At 64.5% G+C, this 25405-nt stretch carries 26 protein-coding genes; 9 read left to right on the forward strand and 17 right to left on the reverse strand.

Features of this window, described 5'->3' with window-relative positions:
- Positions 1 to 4: 4 nt before the first annotated feature.
- Entirely contained in the window at positions 5 to 1207 is a 1203-nt protein-coding gene (locus QBJ92_RS17035; RefSeq protein WP_431358428.1) for an efflux RND transporter periplasmic adaptor subunit, read from the reverse strand.
- 132 nt (positions 1208 to 1339) lie between these two features.
- Positions 1340 to 1522, reverse strand: coding sequence for a hypothetical protein (locus QBJ92_RS17040; protein WP_277970908.1), 183 nt, complete (start codon positions 1520 to 1522; stop codon positions 1340 to 1342).
- An 86-nt stretch (positions 1523 to 1608) separates the two neighbouring features.
- On the opposite strand from QBJ92_RS17040, the gene QBJ92_RS17045 reads away from it, so the two are divergent.
- The 3 genes from QBJ92_RS17045 to QBJ92_RS17055 are packed head-to-tail and all read left to right on the forward strand — an operon-like array spanning position 1609 to position 4515.
- Positions 1609 to 2775: an isovaleryl-CoA dehydrogenase gene (locus QBJ92_RS17045; protein ID WP_277970887.1), complete on the forward strand. Its 1167-nt coding sequence runs from the start codon at positions 1609 to 1611 to the stop codon at positions 2773 to 2775.
- A 7-nt stretch (positions 2776 to 2782) separates the two neighbouring features.
- The gene (locus tag QBJ92_RS17050) at positions 2783 to 3322 is read left to right on the forward strand and encodes a DOMON-like domain-containing protein (RefSeq protein WP_277970888.1); all 540 of its coding nucleotides are present in this window, start codon (positions 2783 to 2785) and stop codon (positions 3320 to 3322) included.
- Positions 3319 to 4515 carry an exo-beta-N-acetylmuramidase NamZ family protein gene (locus tag QBJ92_RS17055; protein WP_277970889.1) on the forward strand — a complete coding sequence of 399 codons (1197 nt, stop codon included), beginning with the start codon at positions 3319 to 3321 and terminating at the stop codon, positions 4513 to 4515. Before QBJ92_RS17050 ends, QBJ92_RS17055 begins: the two co-directional genes overlap by 4 nt.
- 327 nt (positions 4516 to 4842) lie before the next feature.
- Here QBJ92_RS17055 and QBJ92_RS17060 read toward each other — a convergent pair whose 3' ends face one another.
- From QBJ92_RS17060 to QBJ92_RS17105, 10 genes are all read right to left on the reverse strand, one after another.
- Positions 4843 to 6021, reverse strand: coding sequence for a vWA domain-containing protein (locus tag QBJ92_RS17060; RefSeq protein WP_277970890.1), 1179 nt, complete (start codon positions 6019 to 6021; stop codon positions 4843 to 4845).
- Between the two features lie 9 nt (positions 6022 to 6030).
- A complete protein-coding gene (locus QBJ92_RS17065) occupies positions 6031 to 7416 on the reverse strand; it encodes a hypothetical protein (protein WP_277970891.1) in 1386 nt (461 codons plus the stop codon).
- A gap of 58 nt (positions 7417 to 7474) precedes the next feature.
- Positions 7475 to 8035: a CHAP domain-containing protein gene (locus QBJ92_RS17070; RefSeq protein WP_277970892.1), complete on the reverse strand. Its 561-nt coding sequence runs from the start codon at positions 8033 to 8035 to the stop codon at positions 7475 to 7477.
- Between the two features lie 97 nt (positions 8036 to 8132).
- The gene (locus QBJ92_RS17075; protein ID WP_277970893.1) at positions 8133 to 8987 is read right to left on the reverse strand and encodes an AAA family ATPase; all 855 of its coding nucleotides are present in this window, start codon (positions 8985 to 8987) and stop codon (positions 8133 to 8135) included.
- A gap of 69 nt (positions 8988 to 9056) precedes the next feature.
- Positions 9057 to 9722 (reverse strand): DUF6975 family protein, encoded by a 666-nt coding sequence (locus QBJ92_RS17080; protein ID WP_277970894.1) that lies wholly within the window; start codon positions 9720 to 9722, stop codon positions 9057 to 9059.
- Positions 9723 to 10028: 306 nt separating this feature from the next.
- The gene (locus QBJ92_RS17085; protein ID WP_277970895.1) at positions 10029 to 10637 is read right to left on the reverse strand and encodes a hypothetical protein; all 609 of its coding nucleotides are present in this window, start codon (positions 10635 to 10637) and stop codon (positions 10029 to 10031) included.
- 121 nt (positions 10638 to 10758) lie between these two features.
- Positions 10759 to 12786 (reverse strand): RNA polymerase sigma factor RpoD, encoded by a 2028-nt coding sequence (gene rpoD / locus QBJ92_RS17090; protein ID WP_277970896.1) that lies wholly within the window; start codon positions 12784 to 12786, stop codon positions 10759 to 10761.
- A complete protein-coding gene (gene dnaG / locus QBJ92_RS17095; RefSeq protein WP_277970897.1) occupies positions 12786 to 14669 on the reverse strand; it encodes a DNA primase in 1884 nt (627 codons plus the stop codon). Before dnaG ends, rpoD begins: the two co-directional genes overlap by 1 nt.
- Positions 14666 to 15139, reverse strand: a complete 474-nt coding sequence (locus tag QBJ92_RS17100) for an endonuclease domain-containing protein (RefSeq protein WP_277970898.1) — start codon at positions 15137 to 15139, stop codon at positions 14666 to 14668. The genes dnaG and QBJ92_RS17100 overlap by 4 nt, the downstream gene beginning before the upstream one ends.
- A 63-nt stretch (positions 15140 to 15202) precedes the next feature.
- A complete protein-coding gene (locus QBJ92_RS17105; RefSeq protein ID WP_277970899.1) occupies positions 15203 to 15670 on the reverse strand; it encodes a GatB/YqeY domain-containing protein in 468 nt (155 codons plus the stop codon).
- A gap of 118 nt (positions 15671 to 15788) precedes the next feature.
- Between QBJ92_RS17105 and carA the strand changes: the two genes are divergently transcribed.
- The 4 genes from carA (at position 15789) to greA (ending at position 21349) form a co-directional block, all read left to right on the forward strand.
- Complete coding sequence (gene carA / locus QBJ92_RS17110) at positions 15789 to 17060, forward strand: glutamine-hydrolyzing carbamoyl-phosphate synthase small subunit (RefSeq protein WP_277970909.1); 1272 nt, start codon at positions 15789 to 15791, stop codon at positions 17058 to 17060.
- Complete coding sequence (locus tag QBJ92_RS17115) at positions 17060 to 17455, forward strand: ribonuclease E inhibitor RraB (protein ID WP_277970910.1); 396 nt, start codon at positions 17060 to 17062, stop codon at positions 17453 to 17455. Before carA ends, QBJ92_RS17115 begins: the two co-directional genes overlap by 1 nt.
- Complete coding sequence (gene carB / locus QBJ92_RS17120) at positions 17455 to 20787, forward strand: carbamoyl-phosphate synthase large subunit (RefSeq protein WP_277970900.1); 3333 nt, start codon at positions 17455 to 17457, stop codon at positions 20785 to 20787. Before QBJ92_RS17115 ends, carB begins: the two co-directional genes overlap by 1 nt.
- Before the next feature lie 85 nt (positions 20788 to 20872).
- Positions 20873 to 21349, forward strand: coding sequence for a transcription elongation factor GreA (gene greA / locus QBJ92_RS17125; protein ID WP_242186948.1), 477 nt, complete (start codon positions 20873 to 20875; stop codon positions 21347 to 21349).
- 43 nt (positions 21350 to 21392) lie between these two features.
- Here greA and QBJ92_RS17130 read toward each other — a convergent pair whose 3' ends face one another.
- From QBJ92_RS17130 to QBJ92_RS17150, 5 genes are all read right to left on the reverse strand, one after another.
- Positions 21393 to 21626, reverse strand: a complete 234-nt coding sequence (locus QBJ92_RS17130; RefSeq protein ID WP_277970901.1) for a DUF4170 domain-containing protein — start codon at positions 21624 to 21626, stop codon at positions 21393 to 21395.
- 79 nt (positions 21627 to 21705) lie between these two features.
- Positions 21706 to 22269 (reverse strand): hypothetical protein, encoded by a 564-nt coding sequence (locus QBJ92_RS17135; RefSeq protein WP_277970902.1) that lies wholly within the window; start codon positions 22267 to 22269, stop codon positions 21706 to 21708.
- Between the two features lie 19 nt (positions 22270 to 22288).
- The gene (locus tag QBJ92_RS17140; RefSeq protein ID WP_277970903.1) at positions 22289 to 22594 is read right to left on the reverse strand and encodes a DUF3618 domain-containing protein; all 306 of its coding nucleotides are present in this window, start codon (positions 22592 to 22594) and stop codon (positions 22289 to 22291) included.
- Positions 22591 to 22959 (reverse strand): phage holin family protein, encoded by a 369-nt coding sequence (locus QBJ92_RS17145; protein WP_277970904.1) that lies wholly within the window; start codon positions 22957 to 22959, stop codon positions 22591 to 22593. Before QBJ92_RS17145 ends, QBJ92_RS17140 begins: the two co-directional genes overlap by 4 nt.
- Before the next feature lie 22 nt (positions 22960 to 22981).
- On the reverse strand, positions 22982 to 23491 hold the full coding sequence (locus tag QBJ92_RS17150) for a hypothetical protein (RefSeq protein WP_277970905.1): 510 nt from the start codon (positions 23489 to 23491) through the stop codon (positions 22982 to 22984).
- Between the two features lie 144 nt (positions 23492 to 23635).
- Between QBJ92_RS17150 and eno the strand changes: the two genes are divergently transcribed.
- Positions 23636 to 24913, forward strand: coding sequence for a phosphopyruvate hydratase (gene eno / locus QBJ92_RS17155; RefSeq protein WP_277970906.1), 1278 nt, complete (start codon positions 23636 to 23638; stop codon positions 24911 to 24913).
- A gap of 82 nt (positions 24914 to 24995) precedes the next feature.
- Positions 24996 to 25283: an FtsB family cell division protein gene (locus QBJ92_RS17160; protein ID WP_277970911.1), complete on the forward strand. Its 288-nt coding sequence runs from the start codon at positions 24996 to 24998 to the stop codon at positions 25281 to 25283.
- Positions 25284 to 25405 lie beyond the last annotated feature (122 nt).

Raw genomic sequence — 25405 nt, forward strand, 5'->3', positions numbered from 1 at the left:
CGCGTCAGTTCTTTTTCTGGTCGGCGGTGGCGTCTTTGCCCGGCTTGCGAATCTGCTGCGGCGCGTTGGCGGGGACCGGTCTGACGGTTTCGTTCGCCTTCACCTTGCCCACGCCCTGCGTGATGATCTTGTCGCCGGGCTCGAGCCCGCTCGTCACCACCCAGTTGGTCCCGACCGTGCGCGATGTCGTCACGGTCTTCTGCACCGCCTTGTTGTTGGGGCCGACGACGAACACGGTGGCATTGCCCTTGGCATCGCGCGCCACCGATTGCTGCGGCACGAGGAACGCGTTGTTATCGATCGCCTGCGCGAAGCTCGCGCGGACGAACATGCCCGGCAGCAGCAACCCGTTGGGGTTGGGGAAGCGCGCGCGCAGCGTGACGGTCCCGGTCGTCGCATCGACCATCGCTTCCGAGAACTGGACGTCGCCGACCATGCCATAGTCGCTGCCGTCCTCGAGCTTGAGCCGGACGTCGGCGCGGCTCGCCGCGGAAGCGCCGCCGCCCGCCAGCGCGCGCCGCAGCCGCAACAGGTCGGCGCTCGCCTGCTGGATGTCGACGAAGATCGGGTCGAGCCGCTGGATCACGGTCAGCGGATCGGTCTGGCTGGAGGTGACGAGCGCCCCCTCGGTGTAGAGCGAACGCCCGATCTTGCCGGTGATCGGCGCAGGCACCGTGGTGAACTTGAGGTTGATCCGCGCGGTTTCGAGCGCGGCGCGGGTCTGCTGGACCGAGGCGGCGGCTTGCTGCGCGAGGCCCTGCGCGTCGGTATAATCCTGCGCGGCGACTGCCTGCATGTCGGCGAGCGGCTTGTAGCGCTCCGCCTTGGCCTTGGTCGCGGTCGCATTGGCGGCGGCGCTGGCGAGGTTCGCCGCAGCCTGGTTCGCCGATGCCCGGTACAGCCGCGGATCGATCTGGTAGAGCGCCTGGCCCTTCTGGACGATCGACCCCTCGGTAAACAGGCGCTTGGTGATCAGCCCGGTAACCTGCGGGCGGACTTCAGCCATCTGATAGGCAGAGGTGCGGCCAGCCAGCTCGGTGATCGACGGCACGCTCGATTTCTGGATCTCGATATAGCCGACTTCGGGGGGACCTTTGGGTCCGCCGCGTCCGCCCTTCGTTTCCGTCTTCTGCGCACAACCGCCGATGGCCAGCGTCACGATACCAAGTGCGCCGACCGCGCACACCGGAAAAGACCGCAATTTCATTCGGGCCGCTGCTCCGCAGGGAATGCGCCACAGGAGGATACCCTGCGCAATCGTCGTCAAACGTGGCCACATAGGGCTTGTTCCGGAGGGCGAGCAACTGTCTCGGTACGGACCTATCACGGTCCGGCAACGCTAGCGCAATTTTGCGATCGTAAGACCGTCCGCCTTTGCCCGATCCTTGGTCGATTCCTCGCTGCGCTTGAGCGCCTTGGAAATCGCCTTCAACGCCATGCCTTTCTTGGCAAGCGTGTGCAGTTTCTGGATTTCATCCGTCGTCCAGGGCTGGCGATGGCGCTCGAATCGGTCTTCACTCATGCGGCCAACCGGTATCGCATCGCGCGGCGACATACCATTGCCCGATACCGGGGGGACGTTTAGGCGGGGCGCAAAAGGAGATGGATATGATCGCCGAAATGGATTTCGCGCTGGGCGAGACCGCGGACATGATTCGCGACACCACGCAACGCTTCGCCACCGATCGGATCGCGCCGCTGGCCGCCAAGGTCGATGCGGAGGACTGGTTCCCGCAAGCGCTGTGGCCCGAGATGGGCGCACTCGGGCTGCACGGGATCACCGTGGCGGAAGAGGATGGCGGGCTTGGGCTCGGCTATCTCGATCATGTCGTCGCGTGCGAGGAAGTGTCGCGCGCGTCCGCCTCGGTCGGGCTCAGCTACGGCGCGCATTCCAACCTGTGCGTCAACCAGATCGCGCGCTGGGGCAACCCGGAGCAGAAGGCGAAGTATCTCCCCAAGCTCATCTCGGGCGAGCATGTCGGCAGCCTCGCCATGTCGGAGAGTGGGGCAGGGTCCGACGTCATCGGCATGAAGCTCAAGGCGGACAAGGTGCAGGGCGGCTATGTCCTCAACGGCACCAAATTCTGGATCACCAACGCGGCCTATGCCGATACGCTCGTCGTCTATGCCAAGACCGGCGAGGGATCGCGCGGGATCACCACCTTCCTGATCGAGAAGGACATGCCCGGGTTCGCGATCGGGCAGAAGATCGACAAGATGGGGATGCGCGGCTCGCCGACCGCCGAGCTCGTCTTCACCGATTGCGAAGTGCCCGAAGAGAACGTCATGGGCCCGGTCAACGGCGGCGCGGGCGTGTTGATGTCTGGGCTCGATTACGAGCGCACCGTGCTCGCCGGGATCCAGCTCGGGATCATGCAGGCGTGTCTCGACGTGGTCGTGCCCTATGTCCGCGAGCGGCAGCAATTCGGCAAGCCGATCGGCGCGTTCCAGCTGATGCAGGGGAAGATCGCGGACATGTACGTCGCGCTCAATTCGGCGCGGGCCTATGTCTATGCGGTCGCGCGGTCGTGCGATGCGGGCAAGACGACGCGGTTCGATGCGGCGGGCGCGATCCTGCTCGCGAGCGAGAATGCGGTGCGCGTCGCGAACGAGGCGGTGCAGGCGCTGGGCGGCGCAGGCTACACCAAGGACTGGCCGGTCGAGCGCTATTATCGCGACGCCAAGCTGCTCGACATCGGGGCGGGGACCAACGAGATCCGCCGCATGCTGATCGGTCGCGAACTGATCGGCCACGACGCCCCCAAGGCGCAGTGACCCGCTGATGGCGACGTATGGGCTAGTGTCGCACCCGGATACGCCGCCCGCGGCGGTCCGGGGCGTGACGGTCGAGGTCCGCCCGGACGGTGGGGGGCTGCGGCTGGAGTTCGTCGTCGCGGGCAAGGATGCGGTCCGGATCCCCGATCCGACGCCCGCCACCCGCGCCGACGGATTGTGGAAGACGACCTGCTGCGAACTGTTCCTCGCCGCTGCCGGGTCTGACGCCTATTTCGAGTTCAACTATGCGCCGTCGACGCAATGGGCGGCATATCGGTTCGACTCCTACCGAACCGGCGGATGCGACCTCCCGCTGTCGATCGAACCGCAGGTCGTTCGCGGCACAACCCCGGCCAACGCGTTGGTCACGGTCGATCAGGACCTGTCCGATCTTCCAGCGGGCCAGCTGCAAATGAACCTTTCCGCCGTGATCGAGGAAACCGACGGCACCAAGTCCTATTGGGCGCTCGCACATGCGCGCGGGGCCCCCGATTTCCACAACCGGGATTGCTTTATCGCGACCCTCCCGGCACCAACCGGCGCATGAACTTCGGTATCGATCGCCTGCTCGCCGACCCCGCCTTGCGCAAGCCGCTCGAGGGGAAGCGCATCGCGCTGCTCGCACATCCAGCGTCCGTCACCGCCGACCTGACGCATTCGGTCGATGCGCTGATCGCGGTCGGGTTGAACGTCACCGCGATGTTCGGCCCGCAGCACGGCGTGCGCGGCGACCTGCAGGACAATATGATGGAGTCGCCCGACTTCACCGATCCGACCTACGGGATGCCCGTCTTCAGCCTGTACGGCGAAGTCCGGCGGCCGACCGCTGCGTCGATGGATCTGTTCGACGTGATGCTGGTCGACCTGCAGGATCTCGGCACGCGGATCTACACCTTCATCACGACGCTGCGCTACGTGCTTGAAGCCGCCGCCGAGCACCGCAAGGCGGTATGGGTGCTCGATCGCCCCAATCCGGTCGGTCGGCCGGTCGAGGGGCTCACCCTGCTGCCGGGGTGGGAGAGTTTCGTCGGGGCAGGGCCGATGCCGATGCGCCACGGGCTGACGATGGGCGAACTCGGCGACTGGTTCGTCGACCTGCTCAAGCTCGACGTCGACTATCAGGTCGTCGAAATGGAAGGCTGGCACCCCGATGCCGCGCCCGGCTTCGGCTGGCCGACCGAGCGGACCTGGATCAACCCCAGCCCCAATGCGCCCAACGTAATGATGGCGCGCGCCTATCCCGGCACCGTCATGCTCGAGGGAACGTCGCTATCGGAGGGACGCGGGACGACGCGCCCGCTCGAACTGTTCGGCGCGCCCGACATTTCCGCCCCCGCCGTGATCGCGGAAATGCAGCGGCTCGCGCCCGAATGGCTCGCGGGGTGCCGCTTGCGGGAGATCTGGTTCGAACCGACCTTCCACAAGCACGTTCACCAATTGTGCAACGGGGTGCACATCCACGCCGAAGGCCCTTACTACAATCACGACGCCTTCAAGCCATGGCGAGTCCAGGCGTTGGCGTTCAAAGTGATCCGGCAGGTGTATCCCGATTATCCTTTGTGGCGTGACTTCCCGTACGAATATGCATTCGGCAAGTTGCCAATCGACGTCATCAACGGTGGTCCCGGCTTGCGCACTTGGGTCGACGACGGAGAAGCGACGCCGGGCGATCTCGATGCCATGAGCGCAGGCGATGAAACACTATGGTCGCAACAGCGCAAAGCATTGCTGCGATACTAAGCAATTCCCCGTATGTGCTATGTAATACTCCATTGGTCGTAATTCAGTAACCATTCACGGATACGGTCCTGTTTGACGATGGCGCACAGCAGAATCATCGTACAAGTAATTGTCAGGTGATTCGCGGCGGCTGGGGGGTTGTCGGATCGCCATGGAGGGTGGATCACGTGGAATCGGACCGTCTTTTTTACCAGCGTCGTGTTACGGCAGAACGTCTTGCCGCAGCCCGCGCGATTACCGTTGAAGCGCGCGACCGTCGTTTGGTCCTCGTCCAATCGTATTTGGCAAAGCTGCAGGCACTGTCTGCCGACTTGACGGCCGCCTGACCTAACGCTTGCGGGTCAGTTCGCGCATCGCCGCGTCCAGTCCGGCGAGCGTCAGTGGATACATCCGGTCGGACATCAACTCGCGGATGATTCGCACGCTCTGCGAATAGCCCCATTGCTGTTCGGGGATCGGATTCAGCCAGACGGCGGCAGGGTATGTCGTCGTCAGGCGCTGCATCCACGTCGCCCCCGATTCTTCGTTGAAATGCTCGACCGATCCGCCCGGATGGCTGATTTCATACGGGCTCATCGACGCGTCGCCGACGAACACCAGTTTGTAATCATGGCCGAACTTGTGGAGCACGTCCCACACCGGGGTCCGTTCGGCGAAACGACGGGTATTGTCTTTCCACACGCCTTCGTACGGGCAGTTGTGGAAGTAAAAGAACTCCAGGTTCTTGAACTCGGTCGTGGCGGCGGAGAACAGTTCCTCGCACAGCTTGACCCACGGGTCCATCGATCCACCGACGTCGAGAAACAGCAACAGCTTCACGGCATTGCGGCGTTCGGCGCGCATCACGACGTCGAGCCAGCCCTGCCGCGCCGTACCCGCGATCGTCGCGTCGATATCGAGTTCGTCGGCCGCACCTTCGCGGGCGAACTTGCGCAGGCGGCGAAGCGCGACCTTGATGTTGCGCGTGCCGAGCTCGCGCGTATTGTCGAGGTTGCGGAACGCGCGCTGGTCCCACACCTTCACCGCACGTTTGTGTGTGCTTTCGCCGCCGATGCGGACGCCTTCGGGATTATAGCCGGTGTTACCGTAGGGCGAGGTGCCGCCGGTCCCGACCCATTTGTTGCCGCCCTGATGGCGCCCCTGCTGTTCCTCGAGCCGCTTCTTGAGCGTCTCCATGATCTCGTCCCACGACCCAAGCGACTCGATCGCGGCCATTTCCTCGGGGCTGAGATATTTCTCGGCGACCGCGCGCAGCCAGTCCGCCGGGATCTCCGCGCTGGTCTCGCCGAAGGTGGTGGCGATCCCCTTGAACACCTTGGCGAACACCTGATCGAACCGATCGAGCAGCCCCTCGTCCTTCACGTACACCGCGCGCGACAGATAATAGAACGCCTCCGGGGTGCGATCGATCACCTCGGCGTCGAGCGCCTCGAGCAACAGCAGATGCTCCTTCAGACTGGCGGGGATGCCTGCGCTGCGCAGCTCGTCGAGGAAGGTGAGGAACATGGCGTCATGCTAGGACCGGCGCTCGTACAGTGTCCAGTGGGTTCCGGAGAGACCTTGCGCGGTGGCGCTCGCGATCGGGCGATAGCGGCTGCCACAGCGGATCGGCGCGAGCGGAACGCTTTCCCCGGCGAAGTAATGGGCGAACAGGAACCGGGCAGGGCGGCACCCGGACATTACGAACGCGATCGGGTAATGCCGGCGCGCGGCGGCGACGCGCAGGATCGCCAGGCCGCTTGCGGGATCGAGCAGGACCGTCGCGCCGCCCGGTGCTATGGCGCGCAGCGCGGCGATCGCGCGATCGGGGTCGCCGCGCTGGTTGCGGAGCAGCGCGACATCCTGCCACAGCCCGCCCGGCAGCATCGCGGCGAGCACCGCCAGCGCCGCGCCGCGCCGCCATCCGCCCCGCGCGACGGCGGTGCCGAGTGTTTCCGCGATCAGCAGCAGCAGCGCGACGGCGGTGAGCATGTAGTAGCGCGGATAGCCGGTATTGCCGATCTGGAGCAGGACGAGCATCGCCGGGAACGCCACGATCGCAACGCTGTAAAAGCCGACATGCCGTGCACCCGCCCGCCGCGCTACGGCGACGAGAATGAGGACCGGCACGATCGCCCACGCCGACAGCGGCGCCCATCCAATGGTATAGCCGACGACATCGGTGAGGGCCCGGACGAACAGGCTCCTCTGGAACGGGATGTAGCTGCCGATCTGAAACCCGGTGGGGCTTGCCAGCGCCGCAACCGCGACGAACCCAAGCACGGCCGCCAGGACGAGCAGCGGTGCCGCAAACAGCGCCAGTGTCCGGCGCGCGGCGATCCCGGCCCCATGGCGCTGCGCCAGCGTGACGAACGTCCACCCGACCAGCGCGACGCACCCGAACACCATCGTCAGCTGCGACAGCGCCCCAAGCAAAAAGCAGAGGCCCAGCCGAAAGGCCGTGCTCTCCCCATGCTCCTCCATCAACCAGCGGTCGACGAGCAGGATCGCGGTGAGCAGCGCGAGCGTCATCCCCGCATATCCGCGCGCTTCGGACCCCATCGTCACGAGGATCGGCGAGACTGCAAACAGCGCGGCGGCGATCACCGCCACGCCACGGTCGCGCGGGCGGACAATCTCGGCGGCAACTATGATGCCGATCGTCCCGGTGACGATCGACAGCGCGCGCTGCACGACGGGCGGCGCCGCCTCGCCGACCGCGAGCAGCCAGAGCGACGTGAGGTGATGGTTGTTGTCGTGGTTGATGCTCAGCAGCACACCCAGCGGCGTCCCCGCTTGCCGCGCGAATTCCGCCGACCACGCTTCGTCGAGCCACAGCCCGCCCTGCGCGGCCGCGATCCGCAGCAGCAGGCCCACTGCCACGATCGCCACGATGAAGAAGGAATAGCGCCGGTCGACCAAGTGGAACCCCCGTTGGACCCCGGGGTAGCGACTGCGTCTTACGCGACCGTTAAGGATGTCAGTGCGCGTAGGAGTCGATCAACGCGCCCACGTAATCCGGGCTGCGCCCGGTCAGCTCGGTATCGGCGCGTGCGCTCGCCCCGGTGGTCGTGCGGGTGCCATAGATGAATCCGTAGGTCGGAAACACCGATCCCCCGAGCCCCGCACTGTCGCGGAACCACACCTTGACCTTGCTCCAGTCGTTGTCTGGCGAAACGTCGGTCAGCGTCACGTCCTGCTCGGCATGCCCGCGTTCGCCGTTCATCCGCGACCAATTGGCGTGCGTCACCATCGCCACGCGCGAATCCACCACCCGGCTGATCACCGCGACATGCCCGAGCGGCAACCGACTGGTGCGCGCGAAGACGAGCACCGCACCGGGTTGCGGGCGTTCGCCGCGGCGGTATCGTCCGTCCGCCTGGTCCCACCAGGTCCACGCATCGCCGAACAGCTGAATCCCCGAAGCGGCGCGCGCAAACGGCACGCATTGGCCAATATAGTCGAGCAAAGAGGCGGCATTCGCGGGTAAAGCGGTCGCGATCAGCGCCATTCCCGCAACAATCTGTAGCGTTTTGCGCATCTCGTATCCCAACGGACACCCCCGAGCGTCCCGTAGCGGCAAGATCGTAACAACTCTTTACCGCAAACCGGGGGCTGTTGGCAAATTCAGCGCCGCGTTACCCCTTGTTCTGCTGCCGCTTAGCCATGAAGGCGAGCCGTTCGAACAACATGACGTCCTGTTCGTTCTTGAGCAGCGCTCCGTGGAGCGGCGGGATCGCCTTAGTAGGATCGCGATTCTGGAGCACGTCGAGCGGCATGTCCTCGTGCAACAGAAGCTTCAACCAATCGAGCAACTCACTGGTACTCGGCTTCTTTTTCAGCCCCGGCACGTCGCGCACGTCGTAGAAGATGTCCATCGCGCGGTTGACCAGGATCTTCTGGATCCCCGGAAAATGAACATCGACGATCGCCTGCATCGTCTCGCGATCGGGGAATTTGATATAGTGGAAAAAGCACCGCCGTAGAAACGCGTCGGGCAGTTCCTTCTCATTGTTCGACGTGATGATGACGATCGGCCGCTCGATCGCCCGAACGGTTTCGCGCGTTTCGTAAACGTGGAATTCCATCCGATCAAGTTCCTGCAACAGATCGTTGGGAAATTCGATGTCCGCCTTGTCGATCTCGTCGATCAGCAGGACCGGCGGCTTGGGCCGCGTGAACGCTTCCCACAACTTGCCGCGCCGGATGTAATTGCCGATGTCGTGGACGCGTTCGTCGCCCAACTGGCCGTCGCGCAGCCGCGCCACCGCATCATATTCGTACAGCCCTTGCTGTGCCTTGGTGGTCGACTTGATGTTCCATTCGATCAGCTCGGCGTCGAGCGCCTTGGCGATTTCATAGGCCAGCACGGTCTTTCCGGTCCCCGGCTCGCCCTTGACGAGCAGCGGGCGACGGAGCGTCACCGCGGCATTGACCGCGACTTTCAGATCGGCGGTTGCGACATAGCCTTGCGTGCCTTCGAAACGCTTCATCGCGATCGGTCCCGTCCGTTTGAATTCCGGGTACGGCGATAGAGGCAAAGTCGGGTCGAGTGCAAGCCGCTACGCGTGATCGCGTGCGGCGGCGCGCGCCTCGAGCAGGTCGAGCAAACCGCGATGCTGGGCGAACGCCTGTTGTGCCCCGAACCGGATCGCGCGTTGCGCTGCAGCCGGTACTTCCGGCGCTGCATAGGCCGCGATGACGGCGGTAGTGTCTGGCAGCGCGTTGACGGGAATCTCGACACCGAGCCGATCCGCCGCCGTGTCAAAAATCTGGCGGAAACTTGTCCAGTCCGTCAACAGCGCGATTGCCGCACCAGCCGAGCAGCCGACCCGGTCGGACGTCGCGAGCATATTGAACGCGTGGCGCAGCGCCGCAAAGGCACTGTCGCTGGCCGCTTGGCCCGGTGTGGAGGGCAGGGGCCCGACCGCGGCGGTGACCGCAGCAAGATAGGCACGCTCGCCTGCGAACGCGATGGCGGCGTCCTCCATCCAATGCTGCGCGACGCCGGGAACGGGATGCAGCGCAGCAGCCCTGAAATTGCCCGTGGTGCCGCCGTGAACCGCGCAAATACAATGAATTGCATCTGCGATATCGCGGCCCCACGCGGCAACGTCGCTCAATTGCGCGAGAAGGGGATGGCTGGCGCTTCCGTCTGCCGCTGCAAGCATTGCGAAGCCGCTTGGTTCGAGATCGCGTCGGGGCGTGTTGGGCGATCGGCTCGGCATGGTTCGTACGCGTCCTCATGCCGGCTACACGTGGGCAGATCACGCTGGCTACGGCACCATTGATCCCAAGGACTACGCCAAATACCGTAAAGACTTTGTTTAAGGCCTTTCGTGCGCAGCCAATAATAATGCCAGGTTACCTGTACAGCCGGTTTTTCGAGCCTATTTCGAAAGGATCGTTCTTGCAGAATACTCTGCAAGTGTTTGCCCGAGAAAGACTTTACACCGGTGCAATCACGAACCGCCGTGTAGTCGAAAACGTCCTGACGAAGCCGGAAACGTTTGCACGTCTTTGCGCGAACCCTGTCATGTCCTTGTCTCCGGGCAAACAAGATCGTCGGTTTCTGTATTGCCGATCGAACTTGGGTCGATCGCGGGGTCGTTTCGGCCGATCAGCGCGATCCCGTAGCGTTGCGGAACGATTAGCCATCGGATCGTGCGTCCGGCCCGGGCCGCGGATGGCAGGACGAGCATGGCCTCGGTCCCGGACGCCAGCACGTTCCGGATGGCATCGTGCAGCATTGCCCGGTTGGCTTCCGGAGTGATCGTCTCCAGCAGCGCGCCGGGCTCCACGATCCTGCCGAAATGGGTACGTGCGGTCCTGCTGGTCTCGGTGACGACCGCCTTGGGGTTGGCGCCGATCACCAGATCCGAAATGGCATCCAGCACCTCGACGGCCGCAATCGCCCCGACCGAGGCCGTTTCCGCTGCCTTGGCCACCAGCGCATTCCAGTGATCGCACGAGGCCAGCATCAGGCGGGGGCGCCCATGCTGCAGGATCGCGACGGGCGACTTGGCGGCGCGCTGGCCCCACAGGCCAAAATGCCGCACCAAAATGGAGGAAGTGACGCACGAATCGCCGGATCGCGGCATCGACGCGTCGGCGAAGAACGGTGGTGTGACAATCATCGCCAAGTAGATCGCGCGATCGGGGCGAGGACGCCACGGGTTGGCGCCAAAACGGATGTGATTACGAAAACGGCGATGGTGGGGGTGCCCACCATCGCCGCATCGACGTCCCTACAGGCGCCGCACCTTACTGGTCGAGGAACGACCGCATTTTGCGGCTGCGGCTCGGGTGCTTGAGCTTGCGCAGCGCCTTCGCCTCGATCTGGCGAATACGCTCGCGCGTAACCGAGAATTGCTGGCCGACTTCCTCGAGCGTGTGATCGGTGTTCATCCCGATCCCGAAGCGCATGCGCAGCACGCGCTCCTCTCGCGGGGTAAGGCTCGCCAGAACCCGCGTGACGGTTTCCTTGAGGTTTGCCTGGATCGCGGCATCCACCGGGATGATCGCGTTCTTGTCTTCGATGAAGTCGCCGAGATGCGAATCCTCCTCGTCGCCGATCGGCGTTTCGAGCGAGATCGGCTCCTTGGCGATCTTCATCACCTTGCGGACCTTCTCGAGCGGCATCGACAGACGCTCAGCCATTTCCTCGGGCGTGGGCTCGCGGCCCTGCTCGTGGAGGAACTGGCGGCTGGTGCGGACCAGCTTGTTGATCGTCTCGATCATGTGGACCGGGATACGGATCGTCCGCGCCTGGTCGGCGATCGAACGCGTGATCGCCTGACGGATCCACCAGGTCGCATAGGTCGAGAACTTGTAACCGCGGCGATACTCGAACTTGTCGACCGCCTTCATCAGGCCGATGTTGCCCTCCTGGATGAGATCCAGGAACTGCAGGCCACGGTTGGTGTATTTCTTCGCGATCGAGATGACGAGCCGCAGGTTCGCCTCGACCATTTCCTTCTTGGCGATCCGCGCCTCGCGCTCGCCCTTCTGGACCATGTTGACGATCCGGCGGAACTCGCCGAGCGCCATGCCGGTCGCCTGGCTGATCTCGCTGATTTCGACGCGGATGCGATCGACGGCCTCGCCTTCGTTGGTGACGAACGCGGTCCACTTCTTGTCGAGCTTCGCGACGCTGGGCAGGAACTGCTCGTCCAGTTCATGGCCGATATAGCGGTCGAGGAAGTCCTTGCGCGGCACCTTGTGGCGCTCGGCGAGGCGCAGCATCTGGCCGCCCAGCGCAGTCAGGCGCCGGTTGAAGGCGTAGAGCTGGTCGACCAGATACTCGATCTTCGCGTTGTGGAACTGGACGCTCTCGACTTCCGCCGTGAGTTCCTCGCGAAGCTTGTGATACTTCTTCTCGTCCGCGTTCGACAGTTCCCCACCGCCGGCCATCGCATCGAGGCGGGCCTGCTGGATCTTGCTGAACTTCTTGTAAAGCGCGGTAATGCTGGCGAAGCGTTCGAGCGCGATCGGCTTGAGCTGCTCTTCCATCTGCGCGAGGCTGAGGGTGTTGTCCTCTTCCTCGTCGTCGGAAGCGCGGGGCGTGCGGCGCTCGCCGTCCTCGTCGTCGTCGACCGACGGTTCCTCGGGCTCGGCTTCTTCCTTGAACGAAGGCCCTGCGTTCTTTTCGGAAATCTCGCCGTCGCCATCCTCGGCTTCGGCCATCGCTTCGGGCGCTGGATCCTTCGACAGCATCGCATCAAGATCCATGATCTCGCGCAGCTGCATCGTGCCTTCGTTGAGCGCGGTCGACCAGTCGATGATCGCGTTGAAGGTGATCGGCGATTCGCACAGGCCCAGGATCATCGTGTCGCGACCGGCTTCGATCCGCTTGGCGATGGCGATCTCGCCCTCACGGCTGAGCAGTTCGACCGCGCCCATCTCGCGCAGGTACATACGGACGGGATCGTCGGTGCGGTCGACGATTTCCTTCTTCTTGACGTCAAGCGCCGGGCCGGCGTCCTCGGACGCGTCTACCGGCTCCGCATCATCGTCGTCCTCGGCCTTGGCGGGCTCGTCGCCGTCCTCGCCTTGCTCGTCATTCTCGACGATGTTGATGCCCATCTCGCTGAGCGCAGCGCTGATGTCCTCGATCTGGTCGGACGACATCTCGCCCTGCGGCAGCGCTTCGTTGAGCTGCTCATAGGTGATGTACCCGCGCTTCTTGGCGCGCGCGATCACCTTCTTGATCGAAGCGTCGTTCAAATCGATCAGCGGTGCGTCGCTCGACTCGGTCGTATCCGCAACGTCCGCCATATCCGTCTTCGCCATCAACTGCCCTCGGTCATAAAGCTTCTTGCGTCTTCGTTCGACTGCACCAGATTTGCAAGTCGCGCGTCGAGCGTCTGTTTTTCCTTCACCAACGCCACTTGGCGGGCAAAGGCCTCATCCGAATAGTCCGACTGCATGGCAGCGGTTGCCTCAGCCAGCGCGGCGTCGACTTCGGGTCGCGCCACCAGGATCGCGATAGCCTCATCGAGGTCTTCACGCGCCCGGGCCGGCTCGGCATCCTTCTGCGTGAACGAACACGACAAACGGTCGGGTCGCAGCAGATCATGCGCGATACTGTCAAATCCGGATGAAGCCAATATGGTGAGCAACCGGTCACTATCAAGCACATGGTCTTCTACCGCGAGATCAACCACCGCCTCGAACAATCGCCCGAGCGCATCATCGGCAAGTTTCAGGCTGCCAAGCACTTCCATATGCCGTGCGATTTCCGCTGGATGGCGGATCAACCCGGCCAGCACCGCCTTGGCGAGGATCGGGTCGATTCCACGCGTGCGTACCGATTTGACACCATCTCCGACGGGAAGATGCGGCGCTTTGTACGGTTTGCCGGGCTTGCCGCGCTGGAATGGCTGGAAGGGGGCACGCGGTTCGAACGCCTTGCGCTGTGGCCGGAACGCCTCGTCGAAGCGGGCGCGGAACTCGGCCTGATATTCGTGCGCGACGTTGCTGTCGGCGATCGTCTTGGCGAGATCGGCGAGCCGCGCCTTGAGGCCGGCCTTCTGCTCGGGCGTGTCGAGCGGCTCGGCGGCGAGTTCGCTTTTCCACAGCCGGTCGACCAGCGGTTCGGTCTGCTGAAGCAACGCCTCGAATGCACCCGGCCCCTTGGCGCGGACGAGATCGTCGGGATCCTGGCCAGCGGGGAGGGTGACGAAGGCAAGACTCCGTCCCGGCTGGAGCAGCGGCAGCGCACGATGTGCGGCGCGCAAAGCCGCCTTCTGCCCGGCGCTGTCGCCGTCGAAGCACAGGATCGGGACTTCGCACAGCCGCCACAGCCGCTCGAGCTGCGGCTCGGTCAGCGCGGTGCCGAGCGGGGCGACCGCCTCGCCGAACCCCGCCTGCGCGAGCGCGATGACGTCCATATAGCCCTCGACCACCAGCACGCGGCCGGTCTTGCGTGATGCAGGCGCGGCGCGATCGAGATTGTAGAGCGTGTGGCCCTTGTCGAACAAAGGGGTTTCGGGGGAATTGAGATATTTAGGCTCGCCGTCGCCGATGATGCGGCCGCCGAATGCGATCGTGCGCCCGCGCGGATCGCGGATCGGGATCATCAGGCGCCCACGGAAGCGATCGTACGGGACCTTGTCGTCGACCTTGATCAGCAACCCGGCCTCGATCAGCAGCGGGTCGCCATAATCCTTGAGCGCGGTCTTGAGCCCGCCGCGCGAATCGGGCGAGAAGCCGAGCCCGAAGGTCCGCGCGGTCTCGGGCTTGATCCCGCGCTTGGCGAGCACCCCGCGCGCGGTCGCGCCGGCGAGGCCGTCGAGCTGCTCGGTGAACCAGGTCGCAGCGTCGTTGCACGCTTCGTGGAGGCCCTTGGCGGCTTCCGCTTTCTCGGCGGCGCGCGGGTCCATCGCGGGGAGTTCCATGCCGGCGGTCTGTGCAAGTTCCTTGACCGCATCCATGAACGGCAAGCCCCGCTGGTCGGTCATCCAGCGGATCGCATCGCCATGCGCCGAGCAACCGAAGCAATGGTAGAAGCCCTTGTCGTCGTTGACGTAAAAGCTCGGGGTCTTCTCATTGTGGAACGGACAGCACGCGCGCCACTCGCGCCCCGCCTTCTGGAGCTTGGTGGTCTTGCCGATCAGGCCGGACAGGAGCGTGCGGCTGCGGAGTTCGTCGAGGAATTGCGGGGACAGGGTCATGCGTCTGCGGTCCCCGTAGGGAGATCCGCTAGCCCCAAATCCTCCCCTCCCGCCTGCGGGAGGGGGCAGGGGGTGGGCGCAACCTTACCCCCCTCCCGCTCGCGGGAGGGGTTGGGGGAGGGCATGTCCGCCAACGTTCGTTCGATTGTGTTCACAACGCCTTCGATATTCTGCATGACTTCGTTGTTCCAGAAACGCAGGACACGGTAGCCGTGCCGTTCCAGGAGCTGCGTACGCGTGTGATCTGCGGCGGCATTGGCGTCATGCTGTCCGCCATCGACCTCGATGATAAGCTTCGCGCCGCGGGATACAAAGTCGCAAATGAAGGGACCGATCGGCACCTGTCGGTTGAACCGGATGCCGGCGACGCGGCGCGCGCCCAGATACGACCAAAGCTTGCGCTCGGCATCCGTTGCGTTGGCGCGCAACTCTCGGGCGAGCTTGGTCGGTCTGGTGTATCCCTTGTCCAACAAGCCCTCCCCCAGCCCCTCCCGCGAGCGGGAGGGGAGGAAGAAGGGGCGCGCCCTCGTCCATTACGCCAGCGCAGCCTTCACCGCAGCACTCGCCTTGCTCATGTCGATCTCGCTCGCATGCCGCGCCTTGAGCTCCGCCATCACCCGGCCCATGTCCTTCATGCCCGTAGCCCCAAGCTCCGCCTTGATCGCCTCGATCGCCGCCGCGGTCTGCGCTTCGTTCAGCTGCGCGGGCAGGAACTGCTCGATCACCGCGATCTCCGCGCTCTCGGCATCGGCCAGTTCCTGACGACCGCCCTTCACGTACATCTCGATCGACTCGCGGCGCTGCTTGATCATCTTCTGCAGCACCTCGACCACGAGTACATTGTCGTCGTCCGGGGCCTTGCCCTCGCGCGATTGCGGCGCGCGTGCCTCGATGTCGCGGTTCTTGATCGAGGACTGCACCAGCCGGAGGGTCGCGGTGCCAGCCTTGTCGCCGCCCTTCATCGCAGTGATCAATGCAGCCTTGATGTCGTCTCGAATCATGTGTCGTCCTTTTGCTGGGGCAGGAGGGTAGCGGGTTTATCCGATTGACGCACTGCCCATCCCCCTCTAGCTCCCGGCGCTTAGCGACATCGAAACGAAAAACGGAGTGCCCGCCGCAATGGCCGACGCCTATCCCATGACTGTGCCCGACGGAGCTACCGGCGTTTTGGTGCTATCCACTGGCGAATGCGTGTGGGGCAGGGGCTTCGGCGCGGAAGGTGCCGCGGTCGGCGAAGTCTGCTTCCACACCGCGATGACCGGGTACCAGGAAATCATGACCGACCCGAGCTTTGCGGGCCAGATGATCACCTTCACCTTCCCGCATATCGGCAACGTCGGCGCGAATGCCGACGACGTCGAGGCGAACGATCCGCACGCCTTGGGCATGATCGTGCGCGAGGACGTGACCGAACCGAGCAACTTCCGCAGCACCGAGCGACTCGACGCGTGGATGGCCAAGCACGGGCGAATCGGCCTGTCGGGCGTCGACACGCGCGCGTTGACCCGCCGGATCCGTAACGGCGGCGCGCCTAACGGCGTAATCGCACATGCGGCGGATGGCGTGTTCGACGTGCCCGCGCTGCTGGAGATGGCGCGCGCATGGCCGGGGCTCGAGGGCATGGACCTCGCGCTCGGGGTGAGCACCGAGATGCACTACGGCTGGGCCGGCGGCATGTGGAAGCTCGGCGCAGGCTACGACACATCTTCACCCCTCCCCTTCAGGGGAGGGGCCGGGGGTGGGGCCGTGCAGCCAACCGACCTCGCGATTTCACAGGACAGCCCCACCCCAAACCCCTCCCCTGAGGGGGAGGGGCTTAAGCGCCCCCACGTCGTCGCGATCGATTATGGCTCCAAGCGCAACATTTTCCGCAACCTCGCGCACGCCGGAGCGAACGTCTCGGTCGTCCCCGCGAACGCGAGCTTCGAAGACATCATGGCGCTCGCGCCCGACGGCATCTTCCTGTCGAACGGCCCGGGCGACCCCGCCGCGACCGGCGAATACGCCGTGCCCGTGATCCAGCAACTGCTCGACACCGGCAAGCCGCTGTTCGGCATCTGCCTCGGTCACCAGCTCCTCGCGCTCGCGGTCGGCGCAAGCACGACCAAGATGTTCCAGGGCCACCGCGGTGCCAACCACCCGGTCCAGCGCCTCAGTGACGGCGCGGTCGAGATCACCTCGATGAACCACGGCTTCGCAGTCGAGCGGGCCACCCTGCCAGCCACCGCGCGCGAGACCCACGTGTCGCTGTTCGACGGCTCCAACGCCGGCATCGAACTCACCGACCGCCCCGCGTTCAGCGTGCAATATCACCCCGAAGCGAGCCCCGGCCCGCAGGACAGCCTGTATCTGTTCGAGAAATTCGTCTCATCTCTGAAAGCACCGGCATGATGAACCTCCCAGAAGTCCCGCCCGCCCGGCTCGAAGAAGAATGGGCCGCCGACAAGGACGTGCTCGCCAGCCTCAAGGAAAGCGGCGACATCGCGCATCTCGTCCGCCCGGTCGACGTCAGCTTCCGTGGCGATGACGCCGCGCTCGACAAGCTCGAAGCGGATGCCGAGGAACTCGGGTTCGAAGTGATCGAGCGCGAAGAGGATGAGGAAGGCGAGATGTGCCTGTTCCTCGGCCGCGAACAGGCGGCGGACGAAACCTCGATCCGCGCGCTGACCCGCAAGTGCGTCCAGATCGAAATGGCCTACGGCGTCGAATATGACGGCTGGGGCTGCACGTCGGAAGACGGCAGCGACGACGAAGAAGACACCGAAGAAACCGGACAGACCCACTAATGCCAAAACGTACCGACATCTCCTCGATCCTCGTCGTCGGCGCGGGGCCGATCGTCATCGGGCAGGCGTGCGAGTTCGATTATTCGGGCACGCAGGCGATCAAGGCGCTCAAGGAAGATGGCTATCGCATCATCCTGGTGAACTCGAACCCCGCCACGATCATGACCGATCCCGAGCTGGCGGACGCGACCTATGTCGAGCCGATCACGCCCGAGATCGTCGCCAAGATCATCGAGAAGGAACGCCCCGACGCGATCCTGCCGACGATGGGCGGGCAGACCGCGCTCAACACCGCGCTCGCCTTGTTCAACGACGGCACGCTCGAGAAGTACGGCGTCGAGATGATCGGGGCGGATGCCGAGGCGATCGACAAGGCCGAGGACCGGATGAAGTTCCGCGACGCGATGACCAAGATCGGTCTCGAAAGCGCGCGCTCGGGCATCGCACACAGCCTCACCGAAGCGTTCGAAGTGCTTGAACGGACTGGACTTCCATCGATCATCCGGCCGAGCTTCACGATGGGCGGCACCGGCGGCGGGATCGCGTATAATCGCGAGGAATTCGAGACGATCGTGCGCTCGGGGCTCGACGCTTCGCCGACGACCGAAGTGCTGATCGAGGAATCGCTGATCGGCTGGAAGGAATATGAGATGGAAGTCGTGCGCGACCGCGCCGACAACGCCATCATCATCTGCTCGATCGAGAACATCGATCCGATGGGCGTCCACACGGGCGATTCGATCACCGTCGCGCCCGCGCTGACGCTGACAGACAAGGAATATCAGATCATGCGCAACGCAAGCATCGCTTGCCTGCGCGAAATCGGTGTCGAAACAGGCGGTTCCAACGTCCAGTTCGCGGTCAATCCGAAGGATGGCCGCCTGATCGTGATCGAGATGAACCCGCGCGTGTCGCGCTCCTCGGCGCTCGCGTCGAAGGCGACCGGCTTCCCGATCGCCAAGGTCGCCGCCAAGCTGGCGGTCGGCTATACGCTCGACGAGATCATGAACGACATCACCGGCGCGACGCCGGCATCGTTCGAGCCAACGATCGATTACGTCGTCACAAAGATCCCGCGTTTCGCGTTCGAGAAGTTCAAGGGCGCCGAAGCCGTGCTGTCGACCGCGATGAAGTCGGTCGGCGAAGTGATGGCGATCGGCCGCAACATCCACGAGAGCCTGCAGAAGGCGCTCCGCGGGCTCGAGACCGGGCTGTCGGGGTTCAACATGATCGACCGCCTAGAAGGCGCGCCGCGCGCCGAGATCGAGGCCGCGCTCGCGATCGCAACGCCGGACCGGTTGCTCGTCGCAGCGCAGGCGCTGCGCGAGGGCTTCACCGTCGCCGAAGTCCACGCGCTCGCGAAGTTCGACCCGTGGTTCATCGAACGCATCGCCGAGATCGTCGCAGCCGAGGAGCAGATCTGCGGCAACGGCCTGCCGATCGACGCGCCGGGCATGCGGCGTCTGAAGTCGATGGGATTCAGTGACAAGCGTCTCGCCTATCTCGCTCTTAAATCAGCGAATTTGCGCGGGAACGCACGTGGCATCGCGCGTGGGTCGGGTCTGGTCCACGACGCGATCGTCGCGATGACCGGCGGCGTGACCGAGTCCGAAGTCCGCGCACTGCGGCATCGGCTCGGCGTCCGTCCGGTGTTCAAGCGGATCGACACCTGCGCGGCGGAATTCAACGCCAAGACGCCGTACATGTACTCGACCTACGAAGCCCCGAGCTTCGGTGAGCCCGAGTGCGAGAGCCAGCCGACCGACCGGCGCAAGATCGTCATCCTCGGTGGCGGGCCGAACCGGATCGGGCAGGGGATCGAGTTCGATTACTGCTGCTGCCATGCCTGCTTCGCGCTCGCGGATGCGGGCTATGAGACGATCATGGTCAACTGCAACCCGGAGACGGTGTCGACCGACTATGACACCTCCGACCGCCTGTACTTCGAGCCGCTGACCGCAGAGGACGTGCTTGAGATCCTCCATGTCGAGCAGCAGAACGGCACGCTCGTGGGCGTGATCGTTCAGTTCGGCGGGCAGACCCCGCTCAACCTCGCGCAGGCGCTCCAGGACGCCGGGATCCCGATCCTCGGTACCTCGCCCGACGCGATCGATCTGGCGGAGGACCGCGAGCGGTTCGCCGCGCTCATCAACAAGCTCGGCCTGCTCCAGCCCGCCAACGGCATCGCTCGGAGCCGTGACGAGGCGATCGCGGTCGCCGAGCGGATCGGCTACCCCGTGCTGATGCGCCCGAGCTACGTGCTCGGCGGGCGCGCGATGGAGATCGTCGACGGGCCGCTTCAGCTCGACGACTATATCCAGACCGCGGTCCAGGTGTCGGGCGATTCGCCCGTCCTGATCGACCAGTATCTGCGCGATGCGATCGAGGTCGATGTCGACGCCATTTCGGATGGCACCGATGTCGTCGTCGCGGGTGTGCTCCAGCATATCGAGGAAGCGGGGGTCCATTCGGGCGACAGCGCCTGCTCGATCCCGCCGTACAGCCTGACGCCCGCGATCATCGAAGAGATCGAGAAGCAGACCGCCGCGCTCGCCAAGGCGTTGTCGGTGGTCGGTCTCATGAACATCCAGTTCGCGGTCAAGGGCGGACAGGTCTATCTCATCGAAGTCAACCCGCGCGCCAGCCGCACCGTGCCGTTCGTCGCCAAGGCGATCGGCGCGCCGATCGCCAAGATCGCCGCGCGCGTGATGGCGGGGGAGAAGCTCGCCAACCTGCCGCTGATCGATCGCCACATCGATTATTATGCGGTCAAGGAAGCAGTCTTCCCGTTCAACCGCTTCCCCGGCGTCGATCCGGTGCTGTCGCCCGAAATGAAGAGCACGGGCGAGGTGATGGGGATCGACCCCGACTTCACGCTTGCCTTCGCCAAGTCGCAGCTTGGGGCGGGGACGATCCTGCCCAAGGCGGGCGCGGTGTTCGTCAGCGTCAAGGATACCGACAAGCCGGTGATCCTGCCGGGCGTGCGCGCGCTGGCCGAGCACGGCTTCACGATCGTCGCGACCGGCGGCACCGCGGATTATCTCGCGGGGCAGGGTGTGCCGGTTGAGCGCGTCAACAAGGTCGCGCAGGGCCGGCCGCATATCGTCGACCGGATCAAGGACGGCGGGATCGCGCTGATCTTCAACACGACGGAAGGGTGGCAGAGCCTCAAGGACTCGCAACCGATCCGCGCGTCGGCGCTGCAATTGAAGATTCCCTACTTCACCACGGCGCCCGCAAGCGTCGAGGCGGCACAGGCAATCGTCGCGCTTTCGACACGCAGCCTTGAAGTGCGACCGTTACAATCCTATTATTCCTCTTCGCACCATTGATCCCGACATATTGAAACAGTGCGGGCGGGCCCTCTCCGGAGGGTTCGCTTGATAAGGGATTGTTCGAAGACAAAGGGTTTAAGGGATGGCTACCGTCGAAAAGATGCCGATGCTGCAGGAAGGCTATGAAACGCTGAATGCAGACCTGAAACGGCTGAAGGCGGAACGCCCGACGATCGTGGATGCGATCGAAGAGGCGCGCGCGCATGGCGACCTTTCGGAAAACGCCGAATATCACGCCGCCAAGGAGCGCCAGGGCCAGATCGAAGCGTCGATCAGCGATATCGAGGACAAGCTTGCGCGCGCGCAGGTGATCGACCCCCGCGACCTGTCGGGCGACAAGGTCGTGTTCGGGGCGACCGTCACGCTGATGGACGAGGACGACAAGCCGGTCACGTACCAGATCGTCGGCCAGACCGAGGCGAACGCCAAGGGCGGCCGCATCTCGTACAACTCGCCGCTCGGCCGTGCGCTGATCGGGCGGAAGCTCGACGACGAGGTCGAAGTGACCGTTCCGTCGGGCGACCGCTACTACGTCGTCTCGAAGATTGAGTTCATCTAATAAAAAAGCCCGCCGTGCAAATGCATGGCGGGCTTTTCTGTATTCAGGCGGCAGTGCCTGGCGTGAGCAGATCCGGCTCGAGCAGACGGTGCAGGTGCACCACCACGAATTTCATCTCGGCATCGTCGACCGTACGTTGTGCTGCGGCGCGCCAGGCCTTCTCGGCGCTGGCATAATCCGGATACACCCCGATGATTTCGATCGCGGCGGTATCGACAAAGTCGGTTCCGCGCGGATCGCGAACGCGACCGCCGAAGACCAGGTGAAGCTTGCTCATGATAATGGGTTCCCGAAAACGGCAGGTTTCGCGCACCTCATAGGCACGCCCGGCCGCTTCGGGAACCTGTCATGAAGGATTATTCGTGCGCCGGGCCGGTTTTCGGTGCTGCGGCGACCGGCTTTTCGTTGCCGCCCGAAAGCCGAGCGGTGAGTGCGGCGGTGCCCGCGGCGGTCAGCGCGTCGACGATCCCGCCGAGCAACTTACCCGCCTGATCCTTCGCGGAGTCCCGCGAAAGACCCAGCGACGCGAATTCCGACTGCGCGGTTTCCTTCGCCGCGCCGACCGCGCCCTTTGCGGTATCGGTCAGGCGGCGACCGACCGGCGCGAACAGGCGCGCCTCGGTCTGGCTGCGCGGCAGCACCGATGCGGCGAGCATCCCGACCGCGATCCCGCCGACCAGCACGCCCAGCGGGCTGCTCTCGATCGTCTCGATCGCGCGCGCGCCAAGATCGTGGGCGGCATGCGAAGTCGTCTCGGCGGCCTTCTCGGCAGTCTCGCGGGCAGTCTCTGCGGCCTTGCCGGCAGTTTCACGAACGGTTTCGACGGCCTTGCCGACATTGTCCCGCGCGACGTCGACGGCGTGATGCGCCTTGTCCGAAAGCGCCGCGCCCTGGGTTTGAAGGGTATCTTTGACGGTCACACTCAATCTCCTGGAATATCTATCGCTTGGGGGCTTTGGGTTTGTCGGTGCCGCGAATCGCCCGGTAGATCGGCCCGCGGGCGAGGAACAGGCCGGTCAACGCCACGCCGATCCCAGTCGCCCACGGGCGCTTCTCCGCCGTATCCATCGCGGTTTGCATCGCTTCGCCACCCCGTGTCTTGAGGGTCGCGACCACGTCCGACGCAATCGTCTGCGGGTTGGCGCGCTTCTGGAGCAGGCCCATCGTCTCGGACAAGCGCGCACGCGCCGCATCGGCCCGCGCTTGCGCGGCCACGACGCGCGGGGAGGGAGCCTTCATGCTCATGCCGACACCTCCGTCGCGCCGGACATCCGCTTGAAATGCTGTATCCCCAGCATCCCCAACAGCCCAGCCACGACGAGCAGCACGCCGACGACGATCACCGTCGCCCAGACCGGGCCGACCAGCGGCGTCAGGATCATCAGAACGCCGACGACCAACGCAATCGCTGCCAATAGCCCAGTGAAGGCCGCTGCTGCCACCAGCACGACACCCGCCTTGGCCTCGTCGACCTTGGCGAAGAGCTTAGCCTTGCGCAGGTCGATCTCGGCACGCGCGACCTGCTCGGCATCCGACACCGCGCGGGACAGCAATGCCCCGACGCTGTCGTCCACCGTAGCCGGCGCGAGGTTCTTCAGGGTCTCACCCATTCCGGCTCCCGTCACGCTACGATTAGGCCTTGGGGTCGCTGTCGACGGCAAGCCCGGACTGGATCAGCCGCACTAGCACGAAGCCGAGCGCCGCCGCCGTGCCGATCGCAATCGCCGGGCTCTTCTGGACGAACCCGCGCGCGTCGTCGATCAAGTCGTCGAGCTCCTTCGCCTTCAGCCCTTCCGAGAAGCCCTGGACCTTGTCCGCAGCGGTCCGCGCATACTGGCCGTACTGGGCGCCGAGCTTGTCATCCACGGTGCCCGCGGCATCGTTGATCATCCGGACGATCTCGTCGAGCGCGGTCCCGGCGCGCGCCTTGCCGTCCTCGGCATAGGTCTTGGCGCGATCGACGACTTCCTTGCCGAGCTTGTCGGTGCTGTCCTTGAACAACTGTGCGGCACCGCTGGTCAGCTTCGCGGCTTCGTCGCGCGCGGAAGAGGCGGCATCCTTGGCGGCACCAGCGGCGGCATCGATCTTTTCGTTAGCGGCGTGCGCATCTGCGCCCGCATGGGATCCCGGGGTCGTGGCCATGATAATGCCCTCCAATTGTTACTTGTCGACAATAAGCGGTCCGGACCGCGCCTAGTTCCATCGGTCGCGCACGAATTGCGGCGGCGAAGCTTAAGCGATAGAGGCACCCGCGACGCTATTCCGAAATCGTAGAAGGATCGTTCCGTGACCGCAATCATCGACATTCATGCCCGCACGATCCTCGACAGCCGCGGCAACCCCACGGTCGAGGTCGACGTGATGCTGGAAGACGGCAGCTTCGGCCGCGCGGCGGTCCCGTCGGGTGCCTCCACCGGAAAGCATGAAGCGGTCGAGAAGCGCGACGGCGATAAGAGCCGCTGGGGCGGCAAGGGCGTCGACCAGGCGGTCGAGGCGGTCAACCGAGAGATCGCCGACGCGGTGCTCGGGCTCGAAGCCGAGGACCAGCGCGACGTCGACCACACGATGATCGAGCTCGACGGGACCGAGAACAAGCATCGCCTCGGCGCGAACGCGATCCTCGGCGTGTCGCTCGCGGTCGCCAAGGCGGCTGCCGATGCGCGCAGCCTGCCGCTGTACCGCTATGTTGGCGGTGTCGCTGCGCACGTCCTGCCCGTGCCAATGATGAACATCATCAACGGCGGCGAACATGCTGATAATCCGATCGATTTCCAGGAATTCATGATCGTGCCGGTCGGTGCGTCGTCGATCCTCGAAGCGGTGCGGTGCGGGTCGGAGATATTCCACACGCTCAAGAAGGGCCTGCACGACAAGGGTCTCGCGACCTCGGTTGGCGACGAGGGCGGCTTCGCGCCGAACATCGCGTCGAACGACGAAGCGATCGAGTTCATCCTGCGTTCGATCGAAACCGCCGGCTACAAGCCCGGCGAGGACGTGATGCTCGCGCTCGATTGCGCCGCGACCGAGTTCTACAAGAACGGCAAGTATGAGATTTCGGGCGAGGGCAAGAGCCTCAGCAGCCACGAAATGGCCGAATATCTCGCCGATCTCGCACGCCGCTACCCGATCTTCTCGATCGAGGACGGCATGGCCGAGGACGATTTCGAGGGCTGGAAGGCATTGACCGACCTGTGCGGCGACACGGTCCAGCTGGTCGGCGACGATCTGTTCGTCACCAACCCCAAGCGGCTCGGGCAGGGGATCAAGGACGGTCTCGCCAACTCGCTGCTGGTGAAGGTCAACCAGATCGGCACGCTGACCGAGACGCTCGAAGCGGTATCCATGGCGAATCGTGCGAAATATACCGCGGTGATGTCGCATCGCTCGGGCGAAACCGAGGATTCGACGATCGCCGATCTCGCGGTTGCGACGAATTGCGGACAGATCAAGACGGGCAGCCTTGCGCGCTCCGACCGGCTTGCAAAGTACAACCAGCTGATCCGCATCGAGGAGGAGCTCGAGGGCGCGGCGGTCTATGCGGGGCGTTCTATCCTTCGCGTCTGAAGTCTTTGAAAAATACGTCTTGATCCACGAGTCGCGATGCGCGAGAATCGCGACCGTGATCAAGCGCCGCTCCAATGTCCGAATGATGCTCCGCCGCGCCGTCGCGCCGGCGGCGTTGATGATCGTTGGCCTGTTTTTCGGAGGCTATGCGATCTTCGGCCCGAACGGCGCGCTGGCCTATGGCGACGTGGAACGGCAGCTCGCGGTCAAGCAGAAGCAACTGGCGGCGCTCGACCGGAATCGCAGCGAATTGAAGAACCGGGTCAATTTGCTCGACCCGCGGCATGCCGATCCTGATCTGGCCGATGAACTGGCACGCAAGGATCTTGGCGTGGTGCATCAGGACGAAGTGATCGTCCCGCTTAACTAACACGATCTGTGTGGGGAAAGCCCTTCCGCTTTAGAGAAGGGGTGGGGTGGGGCCGTGTAGCGCGACCACCGGCTGGGTCAGGTCTCTGCGAGGCTTCCCCCACCCCCAACCCCTCCCCTGAA

Origin of the sequence: Sphingomonas echinoides (genome assembly GCF_029623395.1) — a bacterium.
In the GTDB taxonomy this organism is placed as follows: domain Bacteria; phylum Pseudomonadota; class Alphaproteobacteria; order Sphingomonadales; family Sphingomonadaceae; genus Sphingomonas; species Sphingomonas echinoides_A.